Origin of the sequence: Photobacterium sp. J15 (assembly GCF_963870815.1) — a bacterium.
Taxonomy (GTDB): Bacteria; Pseudomonadota; Gammaproteobacteria; order Enterobacterales; family Vibrionaceae; genus Photobacterium; species Photobacterium marinum.
In genome coordinates this window covers 2,981,404-2,999,003 of sequence record NZ_CAWMUI010000001.1, presented here as the reverse complement: position 1 = coordinate 2,999,003, position 17,600 = coordinate 2,981,404, and the positions used below count along the sequence as shown (strand labels likewise).

The 17,600-nt window shown below is 47.5% G+C and carries 15 protein-coding genes; 14 read left to right on the top strand and 1 reads right to left on the bottom strand.

Annotation, left to right across the window (positions count from 1 at the left end; genetic code table 11):
- Positions 1-338 precede the first annotated feature (338 nt).
- From AACQ93_RS13480 to glnB, 4 genes are all read left to right on the top strand, one after another.
- Positions 339-4,466, top strand: a complete 4,128-nt coding sequence (locus tag AACQ93_RS13480) for a golvesin C-terminal-like domain-containing protein (RefSeq protein ID WP_064605606.1) — start codon at positions 339-341, stop codon at positions 4,464-4,466.
- Positions 4,467-4,696: 230 nt separating this feature from the next.
- Positions 4,697-5,392 carry an HAD family hydrolase gene (locus AACQ93_RS13475; RefSeq protein ID WP_064605604.1) on the top strand — a complete coding sequence of 232 codons (696 nt, stop codon included), beginning with the start codon at positions 4,697-4,699 and terminating at the stop codon, positions 5,390-5,392.
- 187 nt (positions 5,393-5,579) lie between these two features.
- A complete protein-coding gene (locus AACQ93_RS13470; protein WP_339367451.1) occupies positions 5,580-6,002 on the top strand; it encodes a hypothetical protein in 423 nt (140 codons plus the stop codon).
- 110 nt (positions 6,003-6,112) lie between these two features.
- Positions 6,113-6,451: a nitrogen regulatory protein P-II gene (glnB, locus tag AACQ93_RS13465; protein ID WP_007466642.1), complete on the top strand. Its 339-nt coding sequence runs from the start codon at positions 6,113-6,115 to the stop codon at positions 6,449-6,451.
- 217 nt (positions 6,452-6,668) lie between these two features.
- Here glnB and AACQ93_RS13460 read toward each other — a convergent pair whose 3' ends face one another.
- Positions 6,669-7,280 (bottom strand): YitT family protein, encoded by a 612-nt coding sequence (locus AACQ93_RS13460; protein ID WP_007466641.1) that lies wholly within the window; start codon positions 7,278-7,280, stop codon positions 6,669-6,671.
- A gap of 455 nt (positions 7,281-7,735) precedes the next feature.
- Between AACQ93_RS13460 and glyA the strand changes: the two genes are divergently transcribed.
- The 10 genes from glyA to AACQ93_RS13410 all read left to right on the top strand — a co-directional run bounded on the left by glyA (position 7,736) and on the right by AACQ93_RS13410 (position 17,557).
- The gene (glyA, locus tag AACQ93_RS13455; RefSeq protein ID WP_064605600.1) at positions 7,736-8,986 is read left to right on the top strand and encodes a serine hydroxymethyltransferase; all 1,251 of its coding nucleotides are present in this window, start codon (positions 7,736-7,738) and stop codon (positions 8,984-8,986) included.
- 212 nt (positions 8,987-9,198) lie between these two features.
- Positions 9,199-9,648, top strand: a complete 450-nt coding sequence (gene nrdR / locus AACQ93_RS13450) for a transcriptional regulator NrdR (protein WP_007466638.1) — start codon at positions 9,199-9,201, stop codon at positions 9,646-9,648.
- 51 nt (positions 9,649-9,699) lie between these two features.
- A complete protein-coding gene (gene ribD, locus AACQ93_RS13445) occupies positions 9,700-10,827 on the top strand; it encodes a bifunctional diaminohydroxyphosphoribosylaminopyrimidine deaminase/5-amino-6-(5-phosphoribosylamino)uracil reductase RibD (protein WP_064605598.1) in 1,128 nt (375 codons plus the stop codon).
- A 20-nt stretch (positions 10,828-10,847) separates the two neighbouring features.
- Positions 10,848-11,504, top strand: a complete 657-nt coding sequence (locus AACQ93_RS13440) for a riboflavin synthase (RefSeq protein WP_064605595.1) — start codon at positions 10,848-10,850, stop codon at positions 11,502-11,504.
- 34 nt (positions 11,505-11,538) lie between these two features.
- Positions 11,539-12,642 carry a bifunctional 3,4-dihydroxy-2-butanone-4-phosphate synthase/GTP cyclohydrolase II gene (gene ribBA, locus AACQ93_RS13435; protein ID WP_064605594.1) on the top strand — a complete coding sequence of 368 codons (1,104 nt, stop codon included), beginning with the start codon at positions 11,539-11,541 and terminating at the stop codon, positions 12,640-12,642.
- 206 nt (positions 12,643-12,848) lie between these two features.
- Positions 12,849-13,319 carry a 6,7-dimethyl-8-ribityllumazine synthase gene (gene ribH, locus AACQ93_RS13430; protein WP_007466630.1) on the top strand — a complete coding sequence of 157 codons (471 nt, stop codon included), beginning with the start codon at positions 12,849-12,851 and terminating at the stop codon, positions 13,317-13,319.
- Positions 13,319-13,786 carry a transcription antitermination factor NusB gene (nusB, locus tag AACQ93_RS13425; RefSeq protein WP_007466628.1) on the top strand — a complete coding sequence of 156 codons (468 nt, stop codon included), beginning with the start codon at positions 13,319-13,321 and terminating at the stop codon, positions 13,784-13,786. The genes ribH and nusB overlap by 1 nt, the downstream gene beginning before the upstream one ends.
- A gap of 58 nt (positions 13,787-13,844) precedes the next feature.
- The gene (thiL, locus tag AACQ93_RS13420; protein WP_064605592.1) at positions 13,845-14,819 is read left to right on the top strand and encodes a thiamine-phosphate kinase; all 975 of its coding nucleotides are present in this window, start codon (positions 13,845-13,847) and stop codon (positions 14,817-14,819) included.
- Between the two features lie 3 nt (positions 14,820-14,822).
- A complete protein-coding gene (gene pgpA / locus AACQ93_RS13415) occupies positions 14,823-15,308 on the top strand; it encodes a phosphatidylglycerophosphatase A (protein ID WP_064605590.1) in 486 nt (161 codons plus the stop codon).
- A 179-nt stretch (positions 15,309-15,487) separates the two neighbouring features.
- A complete protein-coding gene (locus tag AACQ93_RS13410; RefSeq protein ID WP_064605588.1) occupies positions 15,488-17,557 on the top strand; it encodes a hypothetical protein in 2,070 nt (689 codons plus the stop codon).
- Positions 17,558-17,600 lie beyond the last annotated feature (43 nt).

Sequence of the window (17,600 nt, the reverse complement as noted above, 5' to 3'; positions counted from 1 at the left end):
AAGCACATCCGACCTCTCAGCAAGGGCTGCTCTGTATAATCCCGCTCCTTTCGCAGGAAGTATATTTGTATGACCATTCAGTTTGGTCATATCAACTGGTTGAGTATTCAAGTCCTGAATTCAGTCAGTACCTTATTTTGCTTCTGAACGTCCATTACATAGTTCCACACCCAAATTCTGAAGTTTATTGTCGGCAGTATTTCTGCGGTTAATGATGATGTAATGAATTTGGCTGTGGCACTGTTTAGATTAATTGGTGTCTAGTGCTTTGTAATTCATCTCAATCTATCAAACGATCTCGCCGTCTTTCTTTGAAAGATAGTGTGGTAATTCTGGCTATGAGTGCGTCTGTAACAGGCTGTTTGGACGGCTCATCTTCAAATGCTAAAACCGATAATGCGTTATATAGTGCCGGAGAGCGGCCGCATGTAATTTTTGCGCCGCACAGTCAGCAAATGGATTTGGTGAATGACTTACGTTTTGGTGCTCGCTTTGCCGCAGGTGTGGACTACCACACAGCGGATGACGGTGTGGTAAGCATCAATGGCCGTCGTGGTCTGACGCTGGCCGACAATGATGGCTTTTCAACCAGCGCCCAGTTTGATGTTACTTTCAGCCAGCCGCTGGATCCTGATAGCGTGGTATTTTCCGGCTCGGATCAGAACGTGTTTGTGTTGCCGCTGAAATCAAACAGTGATGAGTATTTATCGCTGGCAAGTTATCAGGGTAATGCCAGCAAGTTGATTGATCGCGCGAAACTGGCACAGCAGCAGATCCGTGCCAATGTTGTAACTCTGGACGGTCAAGCCAATGTAATGCGTATCAGCCCGTTGGCACCGCTGGCATCTAAAACAAAATATCTGGTGATCCTGACCAGTACTCTGCGTGACATTAATGGCCAGTCAGTTGTTCCATCTGATGATTACCATGCTTTCAGCCATTCGCAGTCGACAGGTGAACCTGTCGCGAATGCTGTTTCTCGCTGGCACAGTATGGCAAGTGATGCCCTGGCTGCAATTGCCGGTGGTTTTGCTGAGAATGGGAAATCGACTTATCTGTCTGCTGATCCGAAGAAAGCGGGCGAGCAGGTTGCACATGCCTTTACCTTCACGACGACAACTGGTACTGAAAGCCTGGAAGCATTGGCAAGCCCGAAGGCGGCTCTGATCAACCAGGGACTGACTGAGCAGGAAGCAGATGAATTACTGGCTTCAACGGTTAATGGTAATGCTGTTCCTCAACCACGTAAGGTAGGGATTATCCGTCGCGATCTGTCTATTGGCGATATGCTGGATCCTTTCCTGCAGAAGCTGGGTACGGTTTTCAATTCATTAGACAGTGAATCACTGGCACAACAGTTCAGTATGTCAGTGGAGCAGATTGATCAGCTTAAGCTGCAATACAAAGACTTTAAGCTGGATGGCTCTATGCTGGATCAGCTGCTTTCCGACGGCTTTGTTATCAGTTCTGCTTCTTTTGGCTATCCGAAGGTGAAATTTGCTCAGGGGCACATTACTTTGCCTTATTACCTGGCTGCCCCAGAGCTGGATAACACCGGTCACATCAAAAAGGGTTCACTGGCATCATTTGGTAATGATGAATGGAAATACAGCGATCAGGGGATGGCAGCAACAAGCACTAATGCTAAAGCCGCTTTTCCTTATCCTGAACAGCAGGCTGAGTATAAAGTTCCTTTCTTGGTGACATTGCCTGAAGCTAAACATAAGCCGGCTCAGGGCTGGCCGGTTGTGATTTTTCAGCATGGCATTTTGGGTGACCGCAGTAACAGCTTCCCGGCGGGTATGGCTCTGGCATCACTGTGTGATAAAGAGCGTCCGGGAAATGACTGCTTTGCGACGATTGCAATGGATCTTCCGTTACATGGTATTTCGCCACAGTTACTGGTGGGTACAGCTGCGGTGCCTTCACCATTCATTGGTTTTGGTATGGACTCGCTACGTGCCGAAACCGTGAAAGAGTTGCAAACCTTGGAAAGCACAGCAACACCGTCTGACTCTGAGCTTGAGAAAAAAGCCGAGTTGTCTAATCGCCTGAAAGAAATGGACGGTATCGTTGAGCGCCACTTCAGCGCGACACGTACACCAACAGGTCAGATGAAGCCGATGAGTTGGGATCTTGCTTCGCTTGAAGGCAGCTCAGGTTCAACTTTTATGAACTTCAGTAATGTGCTGAGCCAGCGTGATCGTATGCGTCAGGCGATTTCAGATCTGCTGAACCTGAATGCCAGCCTGAAAGACATTGACCTTGATGGTGACGGTATCGGTGATTTTGATACCAGCCGTGTCTACTTTGTCGGCCATTCACTGGGTGGTGTATTGGGTATGCCGTTTGTGGCGGTGAACAATGATCCGATGGTGCATCAGTTCAACCCGAACTTGCCTAAAATCCAGGCAGCTGCTTTGCTGACAACTGGTGGTGGTGTGCCTAAATTGCTGGAGCACTCACCGGGTTTCCGTCCTGAAATTCTGGGGGCACTAAAGCACCTTAAAGCTGAGCACCCGTTAGAGTTGGGTACAAAGGCATTCGAGCACTACTTCTATACTTTGCAGAGTGTTATTGATGATATTGATCCGCTGAACTTTGCAGCCAAGCTGAAAACCAGTAATACCGGTATTTATATGGCTGAGGTTGTTGGTGGTGCACCGGTACTTGACGCTTATGGTTATCAGCAGTACACCGCAGACGGTAAACCAATGATTACGCTGCCGGACCAGACTATTCCGAACAGCGCAGACGGAAAGCCGACCGCACCATTTGAAGGTAGTATTGCCGCTCCATTGGCGGGTACTGAACCTATGATTAAGCTGATGGGACTGCAGTCGCTGAGGCATGTTGCTGATGACTCGGCAAATTACTCAGTAAACCGTGGTTTCTCTGTTAGTGCCGAACATGGCTATCCGCTTAAGGTAGTTGCACGATTTAATCGAGGTACTCATGTTTCTCCGGTTATGGCTCTGGAAAATGTTCAGCGCATGTTGGCGGACAACCAAAAGCTGGTGGAAGTAATCAAATCCGGTGAAATGGGCAAAGAGCATTTGTCTCTGATTTACCTTGCAGCAGATTCTTTAAAGCGTTCAGGTGGCCTGTTTGTTGAAATGACCGGTCAGGTCAGTGACTTCTTTACCAGTAATGGTCAGGAAGTTACGGTGAACGATGCTAACTTCCTGAGCTTGGACGATCCACATAAAGGTGATATTCCATTGCCGGCTGTAACTCTGGCCAGCAAGCTGCCAGTAACATGTGAAGTTGGTGAGGAATGTATCATCGATAATGATGATGCTGCATTTGAAACAGTGGGTACCTGGAGTGCTGAGAGTGATCGTGAAGGTGATACAGAAGGTAACACTTATGCGTACGCTTCTGGTAGTGGTGCAAATTACTTTGCAAGTGCGGCTTGGTGGTTCCGTGTAGCGAAACCGGGTACTTACCGCGTGTCTATGCGAACGCCATCAGATTTTGCAAAGGGGTCGCTATTGGCTCACGGAGCTACAACTGGTGCTCGTTATAATGTGTTCTCATCTGCAGGTGAATCGCATGACAAGATGTTTAATCTGGTTGAAGGTGTGAATAACGAGGCTCCATTTGACTATCCACTGGCACCGAACGGTGAGTATGTGGCGCTGGGAGAGTTTGTGTTTGATGCCAATCATGATTACAAGGTGACGGTACATAACCGCAGTGTTGAGATCATTACAGGCCCGTTGATTGCTGATGCTATCAAGATTGAATATGTGTCAGACAATACTAACCTGTCGGCAGCCGGTGAGCTGGAACGTTTGATTTCACAGACAGAGACATTGCTTGGCTCTGTGCAAGCTGGAGAATTGCCGGGTCAGTATTCAGGTGAAATGATCAATAAGCTTAAAGCTGTGTTGGAGGAGGTAAAGAAGGTTCCTTTTGACAGTGCGATGGCAACAGCAGATATGCTGGTGTTGAAGGCACAGCTTGATAAGGCAGTTAATGAACTTGAGCAGACGAAGGTTCCTGAGCCGACCATTGTAGGTACGGACCTGCAGGGAATGTTGATGGATCACCATACTGCGAACTTTACAGCTAACGTTAAAGGTGTGGTGAAATCTTCAGATGACTATGGTCAGGATGGCAAGGATTATCTGTTTTTTACAGACTCGTCAGCTCAGGCTGAGTGGACATTCTTGGTTGCAGAAGATGGTCAGTATAAGATTGATTTCAATACTCCCGGCGGCTTTTGGAAATCACATGGTTATGGTTCAGATACAACCAAATATCAACTATTGCTAGATGATCAGGTATTGGCAGAGACAATTGTCGATATATATGACAATGCTCATGATTTCGAGCAATTAGCAGTAGTGTCATTGGTTAAAGGTCGGGAGTATAAGGTTCGAGTAAGCGGAGCTTACAGCTCTTGGGGAACCTCTTACGGCATTGCCGCCGATGCCATCAAAGTAACTTACCAGCCATAATCCTAGCTTGTAAAAGTAATTAAAATGATTAAACCAAACCGCCCTCAGGGGCGTTTTTTTTGTGGACGAAAAAGCGGTTTTTATTGAGTACCTTATACAGTTAAAGAGCAGTTATAAAATCACCATCGAAGAGACAGAAGTTTATAGAGGTTAACTATTTCACGAAATTTTCTCGTCATTATGAATAAGATGAAATTAAGCTGAGAGTATGGTGTTGTGGGGCAGGGCCTATGATTTTTTTCGATCTTGATAATACCTTGCTGGATCACGATGGCGCGGAGCGAGATGCCATACGAAGTTTTTTCGCGCGTTATCGCGATAGCATTATTTCTTACCCGGACACACCGGAGCAGCTTTGGCGGGAAATTACAGACAGGCATCGCGCTCGATGGCGGTCCGGTGAGCTGAATTTTGAAGAACAACGCCGGGCGCGGATCAGTGAGTTGTTTGAACGGCCGCTAACCATTGCTGAGGCTGATGAGCTCTTTGCTGAGTATTATGGTATTTATCGTCGTCACTGGCGGTTATTTTCTGATGTTGAGCCGGCGCTGAAGCAGCTTCGCACACACTCCCCCCTTGCTGTTATTACTAACGGCTTTACCTCCCAACAAACAGCAAAGCTGCGAGAAACAGGAATATTGGATTATTTCAGCTTGGTTATGACCTCAGAACAAGCCGGGGTAGCCAAACCGGATCCTCGAATATTCCAAGCTGCGATAAATTCAGCCAAAGAAAGCCCGGAGGATTGTTGGTATATCGGTAATCACCCTGAAAATGATGCATTGGCGGCTCAACAAGTCGGGATGAAAGCTGTATGGCTCAATCGCTATGGAAGTGATACTCGATCCGAAATTCGGCCCGGAACTCGGGTTGTACGTTCATTAACGGGCTTTGCAGATTTAGTGAAAACCACAATGTGTATATAGGCAGGCATGCAAGTTGAACTAATAAGTTATCTGATGTCTATTAAGAAATTAATCAAAGAGTGTGATGTGAGTGAGGTATTTGTCATATTTTTAAGTTGAGTCATTGCTTAAACCCACATAGAATCTGTGGCTTATTTTTTGAGCAGATGGCTTGTTGACTAATCATTGTCACGGAAGAGAGATGGGTATGGAATATCCCAACAACAATGGAATGGTAAGTGCAGCTAAGGGCTTGGCTGTGCTGGTGGTTATCTGCCTGCTTCGTTATTTCGACACTTTTGCCGTTATTTTCAGCTTTAACCAGGTGGGAATTGTGCCAAGTATTGTCGCTATCCTTGTTCTGCTTTCTGGTGTGTTAGCTACGGTCGGCTTGATGCGAGGCCAGATGTGGGGGTTTATCCCGCTTTATTTTTTCATTCCTGCAGTCACTTTGTTTTTTAAATTCAGTCTTATCCCATTTTTACCTTCACTGGTGGAGCCGGAATATCGCCGGATAGCCATTGTCGCTCTCAACAGTATTGTCTTAGTCTATGCTGTGTTATTGCTGCTTAGAATGATGGACTCAGAAGTTATTGTTCATACCGAAAAACCGCATGCAAAAGGCTGGTGATCAGATTGAGCTTTCAGCCTCAGATCTGTGATAATACTACCAATATTAATCAGGCAGTTGGTGACGCCTGGCGCACCGGTGGATCTCTGCTCAGAAAAGGACGATGAAAGATGAAGAAAATTGAAGCTGTTATTAAGCCTTTTAAGCTTGATGATGTTCGGGAAGCTCTGGCAGAAGTAGGTATCACAGGCATGACTGTTTCCGAAGTTAAAGGTTTCGGCCGTCAGAAAGGTCATACCGAGTTATACCGCGGTGCAGAATACATGGTGGACTTCCTGCCAAAAGTGAAACTGGAAATTGTTGTAGCAGATGAAGTGGCTGATCAATGTGTCGACACCATCATCGAAACAGCGCAAACCGGTAAGATCGGTGACGGTAAGATTTTCATGTTCGATGTTGAGCGCGTTGTGCGCATCAGGACTGGTGAAGAGGATGAAGACGCCATCTAAAATTCTTTTTCTTTGCTGTTTCATCCTTTATCTGCATCGGAAGTGCTCATTTATGCTTATAAACTCCGCGCTTCCTCTTTGCTAAAGAATGATACAGCTTTGCAAAAGAAATTTTAGGATCCGGAGCGAAAAACGCGTTATCTAACAAACAGAAGTAAAAAAGGCTTGTCATACGACAGGCCTTTTTATTATTTATCGCTAATTTGCCAGCGTTGCATTAACTTGCGACAGCTGCTCCCTGGTAGCGGCCTGGTTTGTGGTTCATGGCCAGCACCAGGTTCAGTATGATCGCGCCGATTACTGAGCAGCCGAGGATAACCGGGCTGACCAGAAAGAAAGAGGCGATCAAAATACTGATATCAATTCCCATCTGAAGTTTGCCAGCCGACATACCAAACTTTTCCTGCAGATACAGCACCAGGACATTGAAGCCGCCTAGGCTGGTTTGGTGACGGAATAGGATCAGCATACCCAGTCCCATCAAAAGGCCACCGATCACTGCGCAGTACATTGGTTCAAGGCGGCTGATTTCAAGCACATGGTGAAGGTTATCTGTAATTACAGATACCATACCACCAGAGAGAATGCTGGTAATGGCAAAGCGTTTGCTCATCCGGAACCAGGCCATTAGGTAGAATGGTGTATTGAGCAGGAAATATAGCTGGCCGAAAGACAGGTCGATAAACTGACTTAGTAACAATGCCAGTCCGGTGGTACCGCCAGTTAACAGGTCTGCCTGCTGAAGAAAGAACACCCCTTGCGAAACGACAAAAGTACCGGTAAGGATCGCAATAATATTTTCTTTTCGGGAGTGATAATAACCGCTCAACTCAATTCTCCTTATTTTTGGGAGGCGCAATAATAAGTTGGAACTGTTATAAAAAAGAAGACAGAGCTGGAAAGAGCCTGCCGAGCTGTGTAAGGTGCTGTTTACGAAAATGTAAATGATAATCTTCCCTTTGCACTTGTATTCTGTCTAAATGGGTATTTATTGATATTGGTGAGGCATTCACCAAGATGAAAACAATTCATGCAATTGTTGAAAATTTAGAAACAGAAATGACAATAAAAAGCTAAATCAGGGCTATCTGATTTAGATCAAATTATGTAATATACAGCGTTAGATATTGGCGGAACGAAAACGTTTGCGTCCAGGCGGCGCCTAGCTTTGTGGTTTTGCCTTTTTGATAGAAAAATAGTGATTACCACCAGTTCACATAAGGTTTTGAAATATCCAGGTGATTATGTGAATTGTATGAGAACAATCTGAGTCAGGAGATACAGATGCTAAAACGCGACATGAATATTGCCGATTATGACGCAGAACTTTTTGCAGCCATTCAGGAAGAGACTGCGCGTCAGGAAGAGCACATCGAGTTGATTGCTTCTGAAAACTACACCAGCCCGCGTGTAATGGAAGCACAAGGTTCTCAGCTAACAAACAAATATGCCGAAGGTTACCCGGGCAAGCGCTACTACGGCGGTTGTGAGTATGTCGACAAGGCTGAGCAGCTGGCTATTGAGCGTGCTTGCCAACTGTTTGGTGCAGAGTATGCGAACGTTCAGCCACACTCCGGTTCGCAGGCGAACAACGCAGTTTACATGGCACTGCTGAATGCCGGTGATACTGTTCTGGGTATGAGCCTGGCACATGGCGGTCACCTGACTCACGGCTCACCGGTAAACTTCTCTGGTAAGCTTTATAACATCATCCCTTACGGTATCGATGAAAACGGCCAGATTGACTACGCCGAAGTGGAAGCGCTGGCACTAGAGCACAAACCGAAGATGATCATCGGTGGCTTCTCTGCTTATTCTCAGGTTGTTGACTGGAAGCGCATGCGTGAAATCGCCGATAAAGTTGGTGCGTACTTCTTTGTTGATATGGCGCACGTTGCCGGTCTGATTGCTGCTGGTGTTTACCCGAACCCGGTTCCTCATGCTCATGTAGTGACTACAACAACTCACAAAACGCTGGCGGGTCCGCGTGGTGGTCTGATTCTGTCAAGCGCAGGCGAAGACTTTTACAAGAAACTGAACTCAGCAGTATTTCCTGGCGGTCAGGGTGGCCCGCTGATGCATGTTATCGCAGCTAAAGCGGTGGCATTCAAAGAAGCAATGGAACCGGAATTTAAAGAATACCAGGCTCGCGTTGTAGAGAATGCTAAAGCAATGGTTGAGGTGTTCATGGATCGCGGTTACAAGATTGTTTCTGGCGGTACTGAAAACCACCTGTTCCTGGTTGATTTGATCGACAAAGGCATTACCGGTAAAGAAGCTGATGCGGCGCTGGGTTCTGCAAATATTACTGTGAACAAGAACAGTGTACCGAATGATCCTCGCAGCCCGTTTGTAACTTCGGGTATTCGCGTTGGTACACCAGCGATCACTCGTCGTGGCTTTACGGTTGATGATTCGAAAGCTCTGGCTGGTTGGATGTGTGATGTGATGGATAACACCGAGAATCCGGAAGTGATTGAAGCAACAAAAGCAAAAGTACTGGAAATATGTAAACGCCTTCCTGTTTATGCATGATTTTCCGGGCATTTTAATGCTTCGGACACAGCACTGAAAAAGGTGCATTAATCGCAACGAAAAGGGCATGCCACCAGGCAGGCCCTTTTTTATTACGCGATTTCCATTGGTTTTTGCCTTTTTGCAGCATAAATAGCCAGAAAAAACACCTGAATACTCTCTATATATGACTGAAATGGGTTACACTGAGTCGACGAATTTGAGGAGGCATGATGCATTGTCCTTTTTGTGGTGCAAATGACACCAAAGTAATCGATTCCCGTCTGGTTGCAGACGGCCATCAGGTCCGTCGTCGTCGCCAGTGTTTGGCCTGTAATGAACGTTATACAACGTTCGAAACTGCAGAACTTGTGATGCCGCGGGTAATTAAAACCAACGGCAACCGCGAACCGTTTAATGAAGATAAGCTTCGCGGTGGTATTCAGCGTGCACTGGAAAAGCGTCCGGTCAGCACGGATGACATTGAACGTTCAATTAATACGATTAAATCCCGTCTTCGTGCGACAGGTGAGCGCGAAGTGCCGTCAGAAATGATCGGTAATCTGGTGATGGAAGCGCTGAAAGAGCTGGATAAGGTTGCTTATATCCGGTTTGCTTCTGTTTACCGAAGCTTTGAAGATATTCGTGAATTTGGTGAAGAAATCGCCAAGTTGGAAAAGTAAGTGAGTTAACGTTGTTTCAAGCGATAACTCCGTGAAGTGAAACGAAGCCAGATGTTCTCATCTATTGATCATGCCATGATGCTGCGTGCCATTAAGCTGGCAAAACGTGGCCGATTTACGACTGCTCCGAATCCGAATGTTGGCTGTGTTATCGCCCATGGCGAAGATATCGTGGGCGAAGGATATCACTACCAGGCCGGGCAGCCTCATGCCGAAGTGTTTGCCTTGCGTGCAGCCGGAGAAAAGGCTCGCGGGGCGACGGCGTATGTGACCCTTGAACCCTGTTCTCATTATGGCAGGACTCCGCCGTGTGCCGAGGCATTGGTAAAAGCCCAGGTTTCCCGTGTTGTCTGTGCCATGGTCGATCCCAATCCGCGCGTTGCCGGACGGGGAATTAAGATGCTCAGTGATGCCGGTATAGAGGTTCAGACCGGTTTGCTTGAAGCGGAATCCCATCAGCTAAATGTCGGTTTTATCAAACGTATGAAAACCGGTATGCCTTTTGTTCAGCTTAAACTGGCTGCCAGCCTTGATGGCCGTACAGCTCTGGCTAATGGTGAGAGCAAGTGGATCACAGGTCCTGACGCCCGTTCCGATGTGCAGCGTTTCCGAGCACAAGCCGGCGCTATTCTTTCTACCAGTGCGACCGTACTGGCTGATGATCCTTCATTGAATGTCCGTTGGAGTGAACTGGGCGAGACAGTTCAGAATTCATATCCAGAATCATCTCTTCGTCAACCCCATCGAGTGGTGATTGACAGTCAGAATCGTGTCACTCCTGAACATCGGCTTTTTGATTTACCGGGGAACATTTACCTTGCGCGTACAGGTCTGGGGGATGAAGCCTGGCCAGAGGCTGTCGAACAGCTGGTAGTTCCAGCTGTGGGTGACGATAATCAACAGGTTGATCTTGAGGCTCTGCTTCGGGAGTTGGCTGGTAAGGATATCAATCATATCTGGGTTGAAGCCGGTGCCGGTTTAGGCGGGGCTCTGTTGTCGGCCGGACTGGTTGATGAGCTGATTTTGTATCAGGCGCCTAAACTGATGGGGAGCGACAGTCGCGGCTTGGTTGATCTGAACGGGCTAACTGCGATGACTCAAGTTCCAGAGCTGGATATTACCGACGTTCGCATGGTTGGCCCGGACATCCGGATCACCGCCCGAATCAAACAAGTTTAACGATCAAGGAATTTTAATTCATGTTTACAGGCATTATTGAAGCAGTTGGCACTATTACAGCACTGACACCAAAAGGTGCCGACATTTCTGTGACTGTTGATTCAGGCAAGCTTGATTTGTCCGATGTAAAATTGGGTGACAGTATTGCGACCAACGGTGTATGCCTGACGGTAGTAGAGCTGACAGGTAAAGGTTATATTGCCGACTTGTCGCTGGAAACCCTGAAGCGTACGGCCTTTGTTGATTACAAAGCCGGCCAGAAGGTGAATCTGGAAAAAGCCATGTTACCGACGACCCGTTTCGGTGGTCATATGGTGTCCGGCCACGTTGATGATGTTGCGGAAATTATTGAGCGCACTCATATCGGCCGCGCGATTGAGTTTTGGGTAAAAGCGCCTGCTCATTTGGCCAAATATATTTCGGAAAAAGGCTCGGTGTCTGTAGATGGCATCAGCCTGACCGTTAACGCGATTCGCGGTGATGAATTTATGCTGACAATCGTACCGCATACCGCCGCTGAAACGACGATGGAATCATTCCAGGTTGGGCGTAAGGTGAACCTGGAAGTCGATGTGATTGCCCGTTACCTGGAGCGCCTGATGCTGGGCGAAAAGGCGGCGGATAAAAAGTCAGAAGTAACGATGGATCTGTTGGCTAAAACCGGTTTCTTAGGTTAAGACTCAGGATACAAGGTTTATAAAGGGGATTGTTATGGCACTAAGCAGCGCAAAAGAAATCATTGAAGATATCCGACAGGGTAAAATGGTGATCCTGATGGATGATGAGGATCGCGAGAATGAAGGCGATCTGATCATTGCTGCCGAGAAAATCACCCCGGATGCGGTTAACTTTATGGCGACCTATGGCCGCGGCCTGATTTGCCTGACTCTGACTCAGTCACGCTGCCGTCAGCTGAACCTGCCGTTGATGGTGCAGGATAACAGCGAACAGTTCAGCACTAACTTCACCATTTCAATTGAAGCGGCAGAAGGGGTGACGACCGGTATTTCTGCGGCTGACCGTGCCCGTACCGTTCAGGCGGCAGTGGCATCGGATGCGACATCGGCTGATATCGTGATGCCGGGGCATGTTTTCCCGCTGATGGCCCAGGAAGGCGGGGTACTGACCCGCGCAGGCCATACTGAAGCCGGTTGTGATGTTGCCCGCCTCGCTGGTCTGGAACCGTCAAGTGTAATTGTTGAAATCCTCAATGAAGACGGCACCATGGCCCGTCGCCCGGATCTGGAAGTGTTTGCTGAAAAGCATGGCCTTAAATTAGGTACCATCGCGGATCTGATTGAGTACCGTAACAATAACGAAACTACCATCGAGCGTATTGCTGAGTGTAATTTGCCGACTGAGTTCGGTGAGTTTGAGATGATCACCTACCGCGATACGATCGATAACCAAGTCCATTACGCATTGCGTAAAGGCAAGGTGTCTAAAGATAAACCCGCGATTGTGCGAGTTCATCTTCAAGATACGTTTAAAGACATTCTCCACTCTGGAGCAACCCAGTGGACACTGCCGACTGCGATGAAACGTATCGCCGATGAAGGCGGGGTGCTGGTGGTGCTGAGTCGACACGAAAGCCAGGAAGCGGTGATCACAAAAGTGAAAAATCTTGCTGCACAGTCGAGCGGCCATTCTATGGTGAAACTGAATCCGAAAGATCAGTCGCGTCAGGTCGGCGTCGGTTCTCAAATCCTGGCGGATATGGGAGTGGCGAAAATGCGCTTGCTTTCATCCAGCTCTCAGCGTTATCACTCGCTGTCAGGTTTTGGTCTCGAAGTGGTCGAATATATTTGCGAATAATGCAGCAGGCAATATTGCAGGCTTGCAAAAATAATCAGGTGCCCGTTTCTTAACGGGTGATAACAATTAATCGGTTAGGACAGTGGTTAACCATCGGCTTTGGGGATTATGCCAGGCAAGGCAATATGTCAATTGGTATAAGTATCAAAGTGTGATAGACTCCCGCGGTTTCTCAAACCGGAAAAGACATAGTCACAGGAAGGCCCATGAAGGTAATTGAAGGCGCCATCGCGGCACCAAACGCTAAAGTTGCTATCGTAATTGCACGTTTCAACAGCTTTATCAATGAAAGCTTGCTTTCAGGTGCGTTGGACGCGCTGAAACGTCAAGGTCAGGTAAGCGATGACAATATCACTGTTGTTCGTTGCCCTGGTGCATACGAGCTTCCGCTGGTAACTCAGCAGGTTGCCAAGAGCGATCGCTATGACGCGATTGTTGCACTGGGTTCTGTGATTCGTGGTGGTACTCCACACTTCGATTATGTTGCCGGTGAGTGTACAAAAGGTCTGTCGCAAATCGCACTTGAGTACAATACTCCAGTTGCGTTTGGCGTACTGACTGTTGATTCTATCGAACAAGCCATTGAGCGTGCCGGTACCAAGGCTGGTAACAAAGGGGCAGAGGCTGCACTAAGCGCGCTTGAAATGGTTAATGTCCTGTCCCAAATTGAATCCTAATGGGGGTTACTGTGAAACCAGCCGCACGTCGTAATGCACGTCAGTTTGCCGTTCAGGCAATTTACTCTTGGCAGATCACTAAAGGTAATGTTGCAGATATCGAGCAGCACTTCCTATCTGGCGATAATTTTGAAGAAGAAGAGCACCAGGCAGACGCGCCTGTGCTAGCAGTACCACAAACAGACGTTGCATACTTCCGTGACCTGTTAACTGGTGTAGTACTGAACCATCAGGAACTGGATAGCAAGATGCGTCCATATCTGTCTCGTCCGCTTCAGGATCTGGATCAGATGGAATTGGCTCTGCTTCGTCTTGCTATGTACGAAATGGTGAAGCGTGATGATGTTCCTTACAAAGTGGTAATCAACGAAGCAATCGAACTGGCGAAAGCGTTCGGTGCTGAAGACAGCCACAAGTTTGTGAACGGTGTACTTGATAAAGCTGCACCATCACTTCGCAAGAAGTAATCGAATACGATTCCAGAGGCCAGCTAAGCTGGCCTTTTTTTTGTCTGAAGAATTCAATATGGCTAGTAACGAATTTGATCTTATTGCCCGCTATTTCGAGCAACAGAAAGTAAGTCGCCGTGATGTTGCTCTGTCTATCGGGGATGATTGTGCTTTGCTTGAAGTCCCTGCGGGTAGCCAATTGGCTGTCAGTACCGATTCTCTGGTGGGAGGCACTCATTTTCTTCCTGATGCTGATCCAGCCTTAGTTGCCCATAAAGCTCTGGCTTCCAATTTAAGTGACTTGGCCGCAATGGGTGCAACCCCTGCTTGGGTATCGCTGGCGCTGACCATGCCGGGTCCTGATGAACTATGGTTGAAAGCTTTCTGTGAGGGCTTCTTTGCCCTGGCGGAGTATTACAATGTTCAGCTGGTTGGTGGTGATACAACTAAGGGGCCGCTGAGTATCACGATTACCGTGCACGGTTTTGTCCCGCAGGGGCAGGCGTTGACTCGAAGCGGTGCAGAAGCCGGTGATTGGGTGTATGTGACCGGTAACCTGGGTGACAGCGCTGCAGGATTGTCTTTACTGCTGGGAGAGAATAGCACGGATGATGAAAGCCTGAAGGCCACATTGCTGGAGCGTCACTATAAAGCCCAGCCTCGAATTCTGGCCGGACAGGCATTGCGCGGTATTGCATCGGCGGCACTGGACATCTCTGATGGTCTGATTTCCGATCTCGGCCATATTCTTGAGCGTTCCGGGCTTGGCGCTGACATTGAGGTTGATAAAATACCGCTTTCACCTGAATTATGTCAGTTTGAATCCGATGAAATAAAAGCTTGCCAGATGGCACTTAGCAGCGGTGAAGAATATGAGTTGTGCTTTACGGTGCCGGAGCAGAATCGCGGTGCACTGGACACAGCGCTCGTTCATTCCGGTGTGAAGGCGACCTGTATAGGCCAGCTGCGTTCAGGATCGGGGATCCGACTTGTCCGGGACGGGCAGGAACTTGACTGGCATCTTCATGGCTATGACCACTTTGCGGAGTAAGATGTGGGAAATCCAAAAGATAAAATTAATTTAAAAAATCCTTGGCACTTATTAGCAACAGGATTCGGCAGTGGTTTGTTTCCGGTCGTGCCGGGCACAATGGGCACCCTGGCTGCGATTCCGTTTTATTTACTGCTTGCTCAGTTGCCGTTTGCTGCTTATTTGATGATTATTCTGGTTGCTTCTCTGATTGGTATCACCATATGCCAGAAGACATCAGATGATATGGGCGTTCATGATCACGGTAGTATCGTCTGGGATGAGTTCGTCGGTTTCTGGATCACTATGGCGGTAGCTCCGGTCATTACCTGGCAATGGGTGTTGGCCGGTTTTGTGCTGTTCCGTTTTTTCGATATGGTGAAGCCATGGCCTATCAGCTGGCTTGATAAGCATATTCATGGCGGGCTGGGGATCATGGTTGATGATATCCTGGCTGGTTTTATGGCCATGATTGCCTTGTGGGGTGTCGGATACGCCATGGGGTGGTAAGCCTTCCCAATATTTATAAATTCAAAGCCGTGCAAGATGCACGGCTTTTTTATTTGCTCATAAAATCAACATGCTAACCATTCATCGTCTAGGCTTATCGTTATATCAGATTTGATTTGGTTGGAGCGGTTCGTAGTGCTCGGCCTCATTTTTGTAATTCTATGATTAAGCGGGGTTCTATGTTGGCGCATTGGGCGAAAGGGTTAATGTGGGGGCTGGTTGCCTTACCAGTGTTTGCTGATGTTTATCCGTCAACAGGGACTGCCTGGGTATTGCCGGGAGGATGGGCAGATCCTTTAGCAACGTCTTACTTTGATACGGCTGATGAAGTTAAAGAGTGGGAGGCTACTCATGCAGATATTGTTTTTGGAAGCATGAAGGATGTTGATACCAACCTTGAAATGATCGCCATGGGGTATATGTATACCCAGAAGCTTGATTGCCGCCCCGGTCGTCGTTCTGCCTGGCTCAGTAAACATACTGCTGAAGAAGGTATCGATATGGAAGATGGTTTTCTACATTTTTCTGAAGATACTGTTTTGTCGGTCAATACCCCCAGCTCAGGCTTAGATTATTTACTTGAAGGTAAGCCCTATCATTTATTGTTGATTCGTAATGATCAGTTTTCGACTGCCCGTTTACCTCTGACTTTGCAGCCAGAAGATGAAATAGTAGTTTTTTCTTCTTATCCTTTTGATGCCCTTGATGTCCAGGCCACTGCGACGCCGCTGGTAAAGCGAAATTTGAGCGATGATGAAGGTAACATTGCTGGTTGGAAAAAGCTGAAAGTGGATTGGGAGCTGAACATCGGGGCGGATAAAAAAGGAATCAGCCAGAGTATTAGCGGCAAGTTGGTACTTACCAAATCATGGTTGAGTGCATGGCCGTATTATCGCCAGCGTAAGCTAAACAGTGGTAAGGCAGGTTTGGATGAAGGGCTAAAAACCTGGATGGTTAAATTGTCATGGGCTCAGGAAACGACGTTGAATTCATTGGCTATTAAGCCATGGCTTTTACTGGATAATCAGCAGATGACGATTCCTGGTTGGGATGCCACGAATGATGCAAACGGCGACGGTTATGTGAATGATCGTGAGTTTTCCAAGCGTGCAAACACTCGTGCCAGTGCCCGTTTTCGTCATCAGGCCCGTTTGATCCCGACTGTGAATATGTGGCCGGGAACATGCTGGCATCGAGTTAATTTTGCTAACGAGAAATTCAACGACCTGCATGCCAATTGGTACCGGGAAGATTGGCAGCAGCAGGGCTTAAGCGGTGCTTATAATGATGATATGGCAAAACTGCTGGGTGCCAATCAGTTTGAGGTTACCTCTGGCGGTGGGATCATCGAAATACCTCATAAAGCAGGAACTGAAGCTGCGGAAAGTGCTTACGCAATTAAGCTCGCGGCATTTTTGCAGCAGATAAAGAAGAAAACCCAGACGCAGTGGCTGGCGGCGAATATTTCTGAACTTAATTTGTGGCATTACTCAGCCTGGCCGCCCGAGTTACAGAATGTCGTTGATGTCTGGTTAAGAGAACACTATCTGACACCGGCAATGGGGCTGGAGCGTTTGCAACAATCCTGGGATAGTTTCGCTTTATCAAAAGCCGGTGATAAGAGCCTGATCATGGCATCAATGAAAGGGGGTATGAGTGAACTTAAACCTTCTGAACCAGATGCCTGGCACAGAGATATTGAAACTGGGCTTGCCCTTTATTATCTGTTTAATTTACCTGGCTATACCTATTACCATAGCTGGAATCAAACTTATGTTTATGGCAGTGGCAACACTTCCCTGAAGAATTGGTATCGGGCAGGTATACCCAAAAACTGGGCTTATCAGCCGTCAGCAATGTTGGAAGTGGATATCGGCCACCCAGAAGTCGCACCTAAAGGATATAAAACGGTTTTTTGGGATAACAAAAATGCCAAAGTGAAATCAACTGCCTACCTGATTACCGATATTCCGATCAGGCCGGCTGATTGGTTCTGGTTGTATCGTGCTGGCTGGTTTGGTGCTATTCCGAAAGAAGGGGTGATTGCTCGCAGTTATAGCGACGGTTTGGTGCTGTATCGTGGGGTCAGGGAGCGAAATGACAAAAGCTTTTTGATGGCAAAACCACTTCGGGTATCACTGCCTGGTGAATATCAACGTGTCAGTTATGACGGTTCATTGAGCGAACCTTTAAGTTACATTGAGATTGGCGGTTATGAAGGCGTTGTACTGAAAAAGGTGAACAATTGATTGAGATGGAAGCCTAGTACCGAGAGACCTCGGTACTAGGATC

Bases quoted from the DNA above. Each gene is read 5' to 3' on its own strand.
- AACQ93_RS13480 (WP_064605606.1), top strand. From the start codon at position 339: ATGAGTGCGTCTGTAACAGGCTGTTTGGACGGCTCATCTTCAAATGCT.
- AACQ93_RS13475 (WP_064605604.1), top strand. From the start codon at position 4,697: ATGATTTTTTTCGATCTTGATAATACCTTGCTGGATCACGATGGCGCG.
- AACQ93_RS13470 (WP_339367451.1), top strand. From the start codon at position 5,580: ATGGAATATCCCAACAACAATGGAATGGTAAGTGCAGCTAAGGGCTTG.
- glnB (WP_007466642.1), top strand. From the start codon at position 6,113: ATGAAGAAAATTGAAGCTGTTATTAAGCCTTTTAAGCTTGATGATGTT.
- glyA (WP_064605600.1), top strand. From the start codon at position 7,736: ATGCTAAAACGCGACATGAATATTGCCGATTATGACGCAGAACTTTTT.
- nrdR (WP_007466638.1), top strand. From the start codon at position 9,199: ATGCATTGTCCTTTTTGTGGTGCAAATGACACCAAAGTAATCGATTCC.
- ribD (WP_064605598.1), top strand. From the start codon at position 9,700: ATGTTCTCATCTATTGATCATGCCATGATGCTGCGTGCCATTAAGCTG.
- AACQ93_RS13440 (WP_064605595.1), top strand. From the start codon at position 10,848: ATGTTTACAGGCATTATTGAAGCAGTTGGCACTATTACAGCACTGACA.
- ribBA (WP_064605594.1), top strand. From the start codon at position 11,539: ATGGCACTAAGCAGCGCAAAAGAAATCATTGAAGATATCCGACAGGGT.
- ribH (WP_007466630.1), top strand. From the start codon at position 12,849: ATGAAGGTAATTGAAGGCGCCATCGCGGCACCAAACGCTAAAGTTGCT.
- nusB (WP_007466628.1), top strand. From the start codon at position 13,319: ATGGGGGTTACTGTGAAACCAGCCGCACGTCGTAATGCACGTCAGTTT.
- thiL (WP_064605592.1), top strand. From the start codon at position 13,845: ATGGCTAGTAACGAATTTGATCTTATTGCCCGCTATTTCGAGCAACAG.
- AACQ93_RS13410 (WP_064605588.1), top strand. From the start codon at position 15,488: ATGTTGGCGCATTGGGCGAAAGGGTTAATGTGGGGGCTGGTTGCCTTA.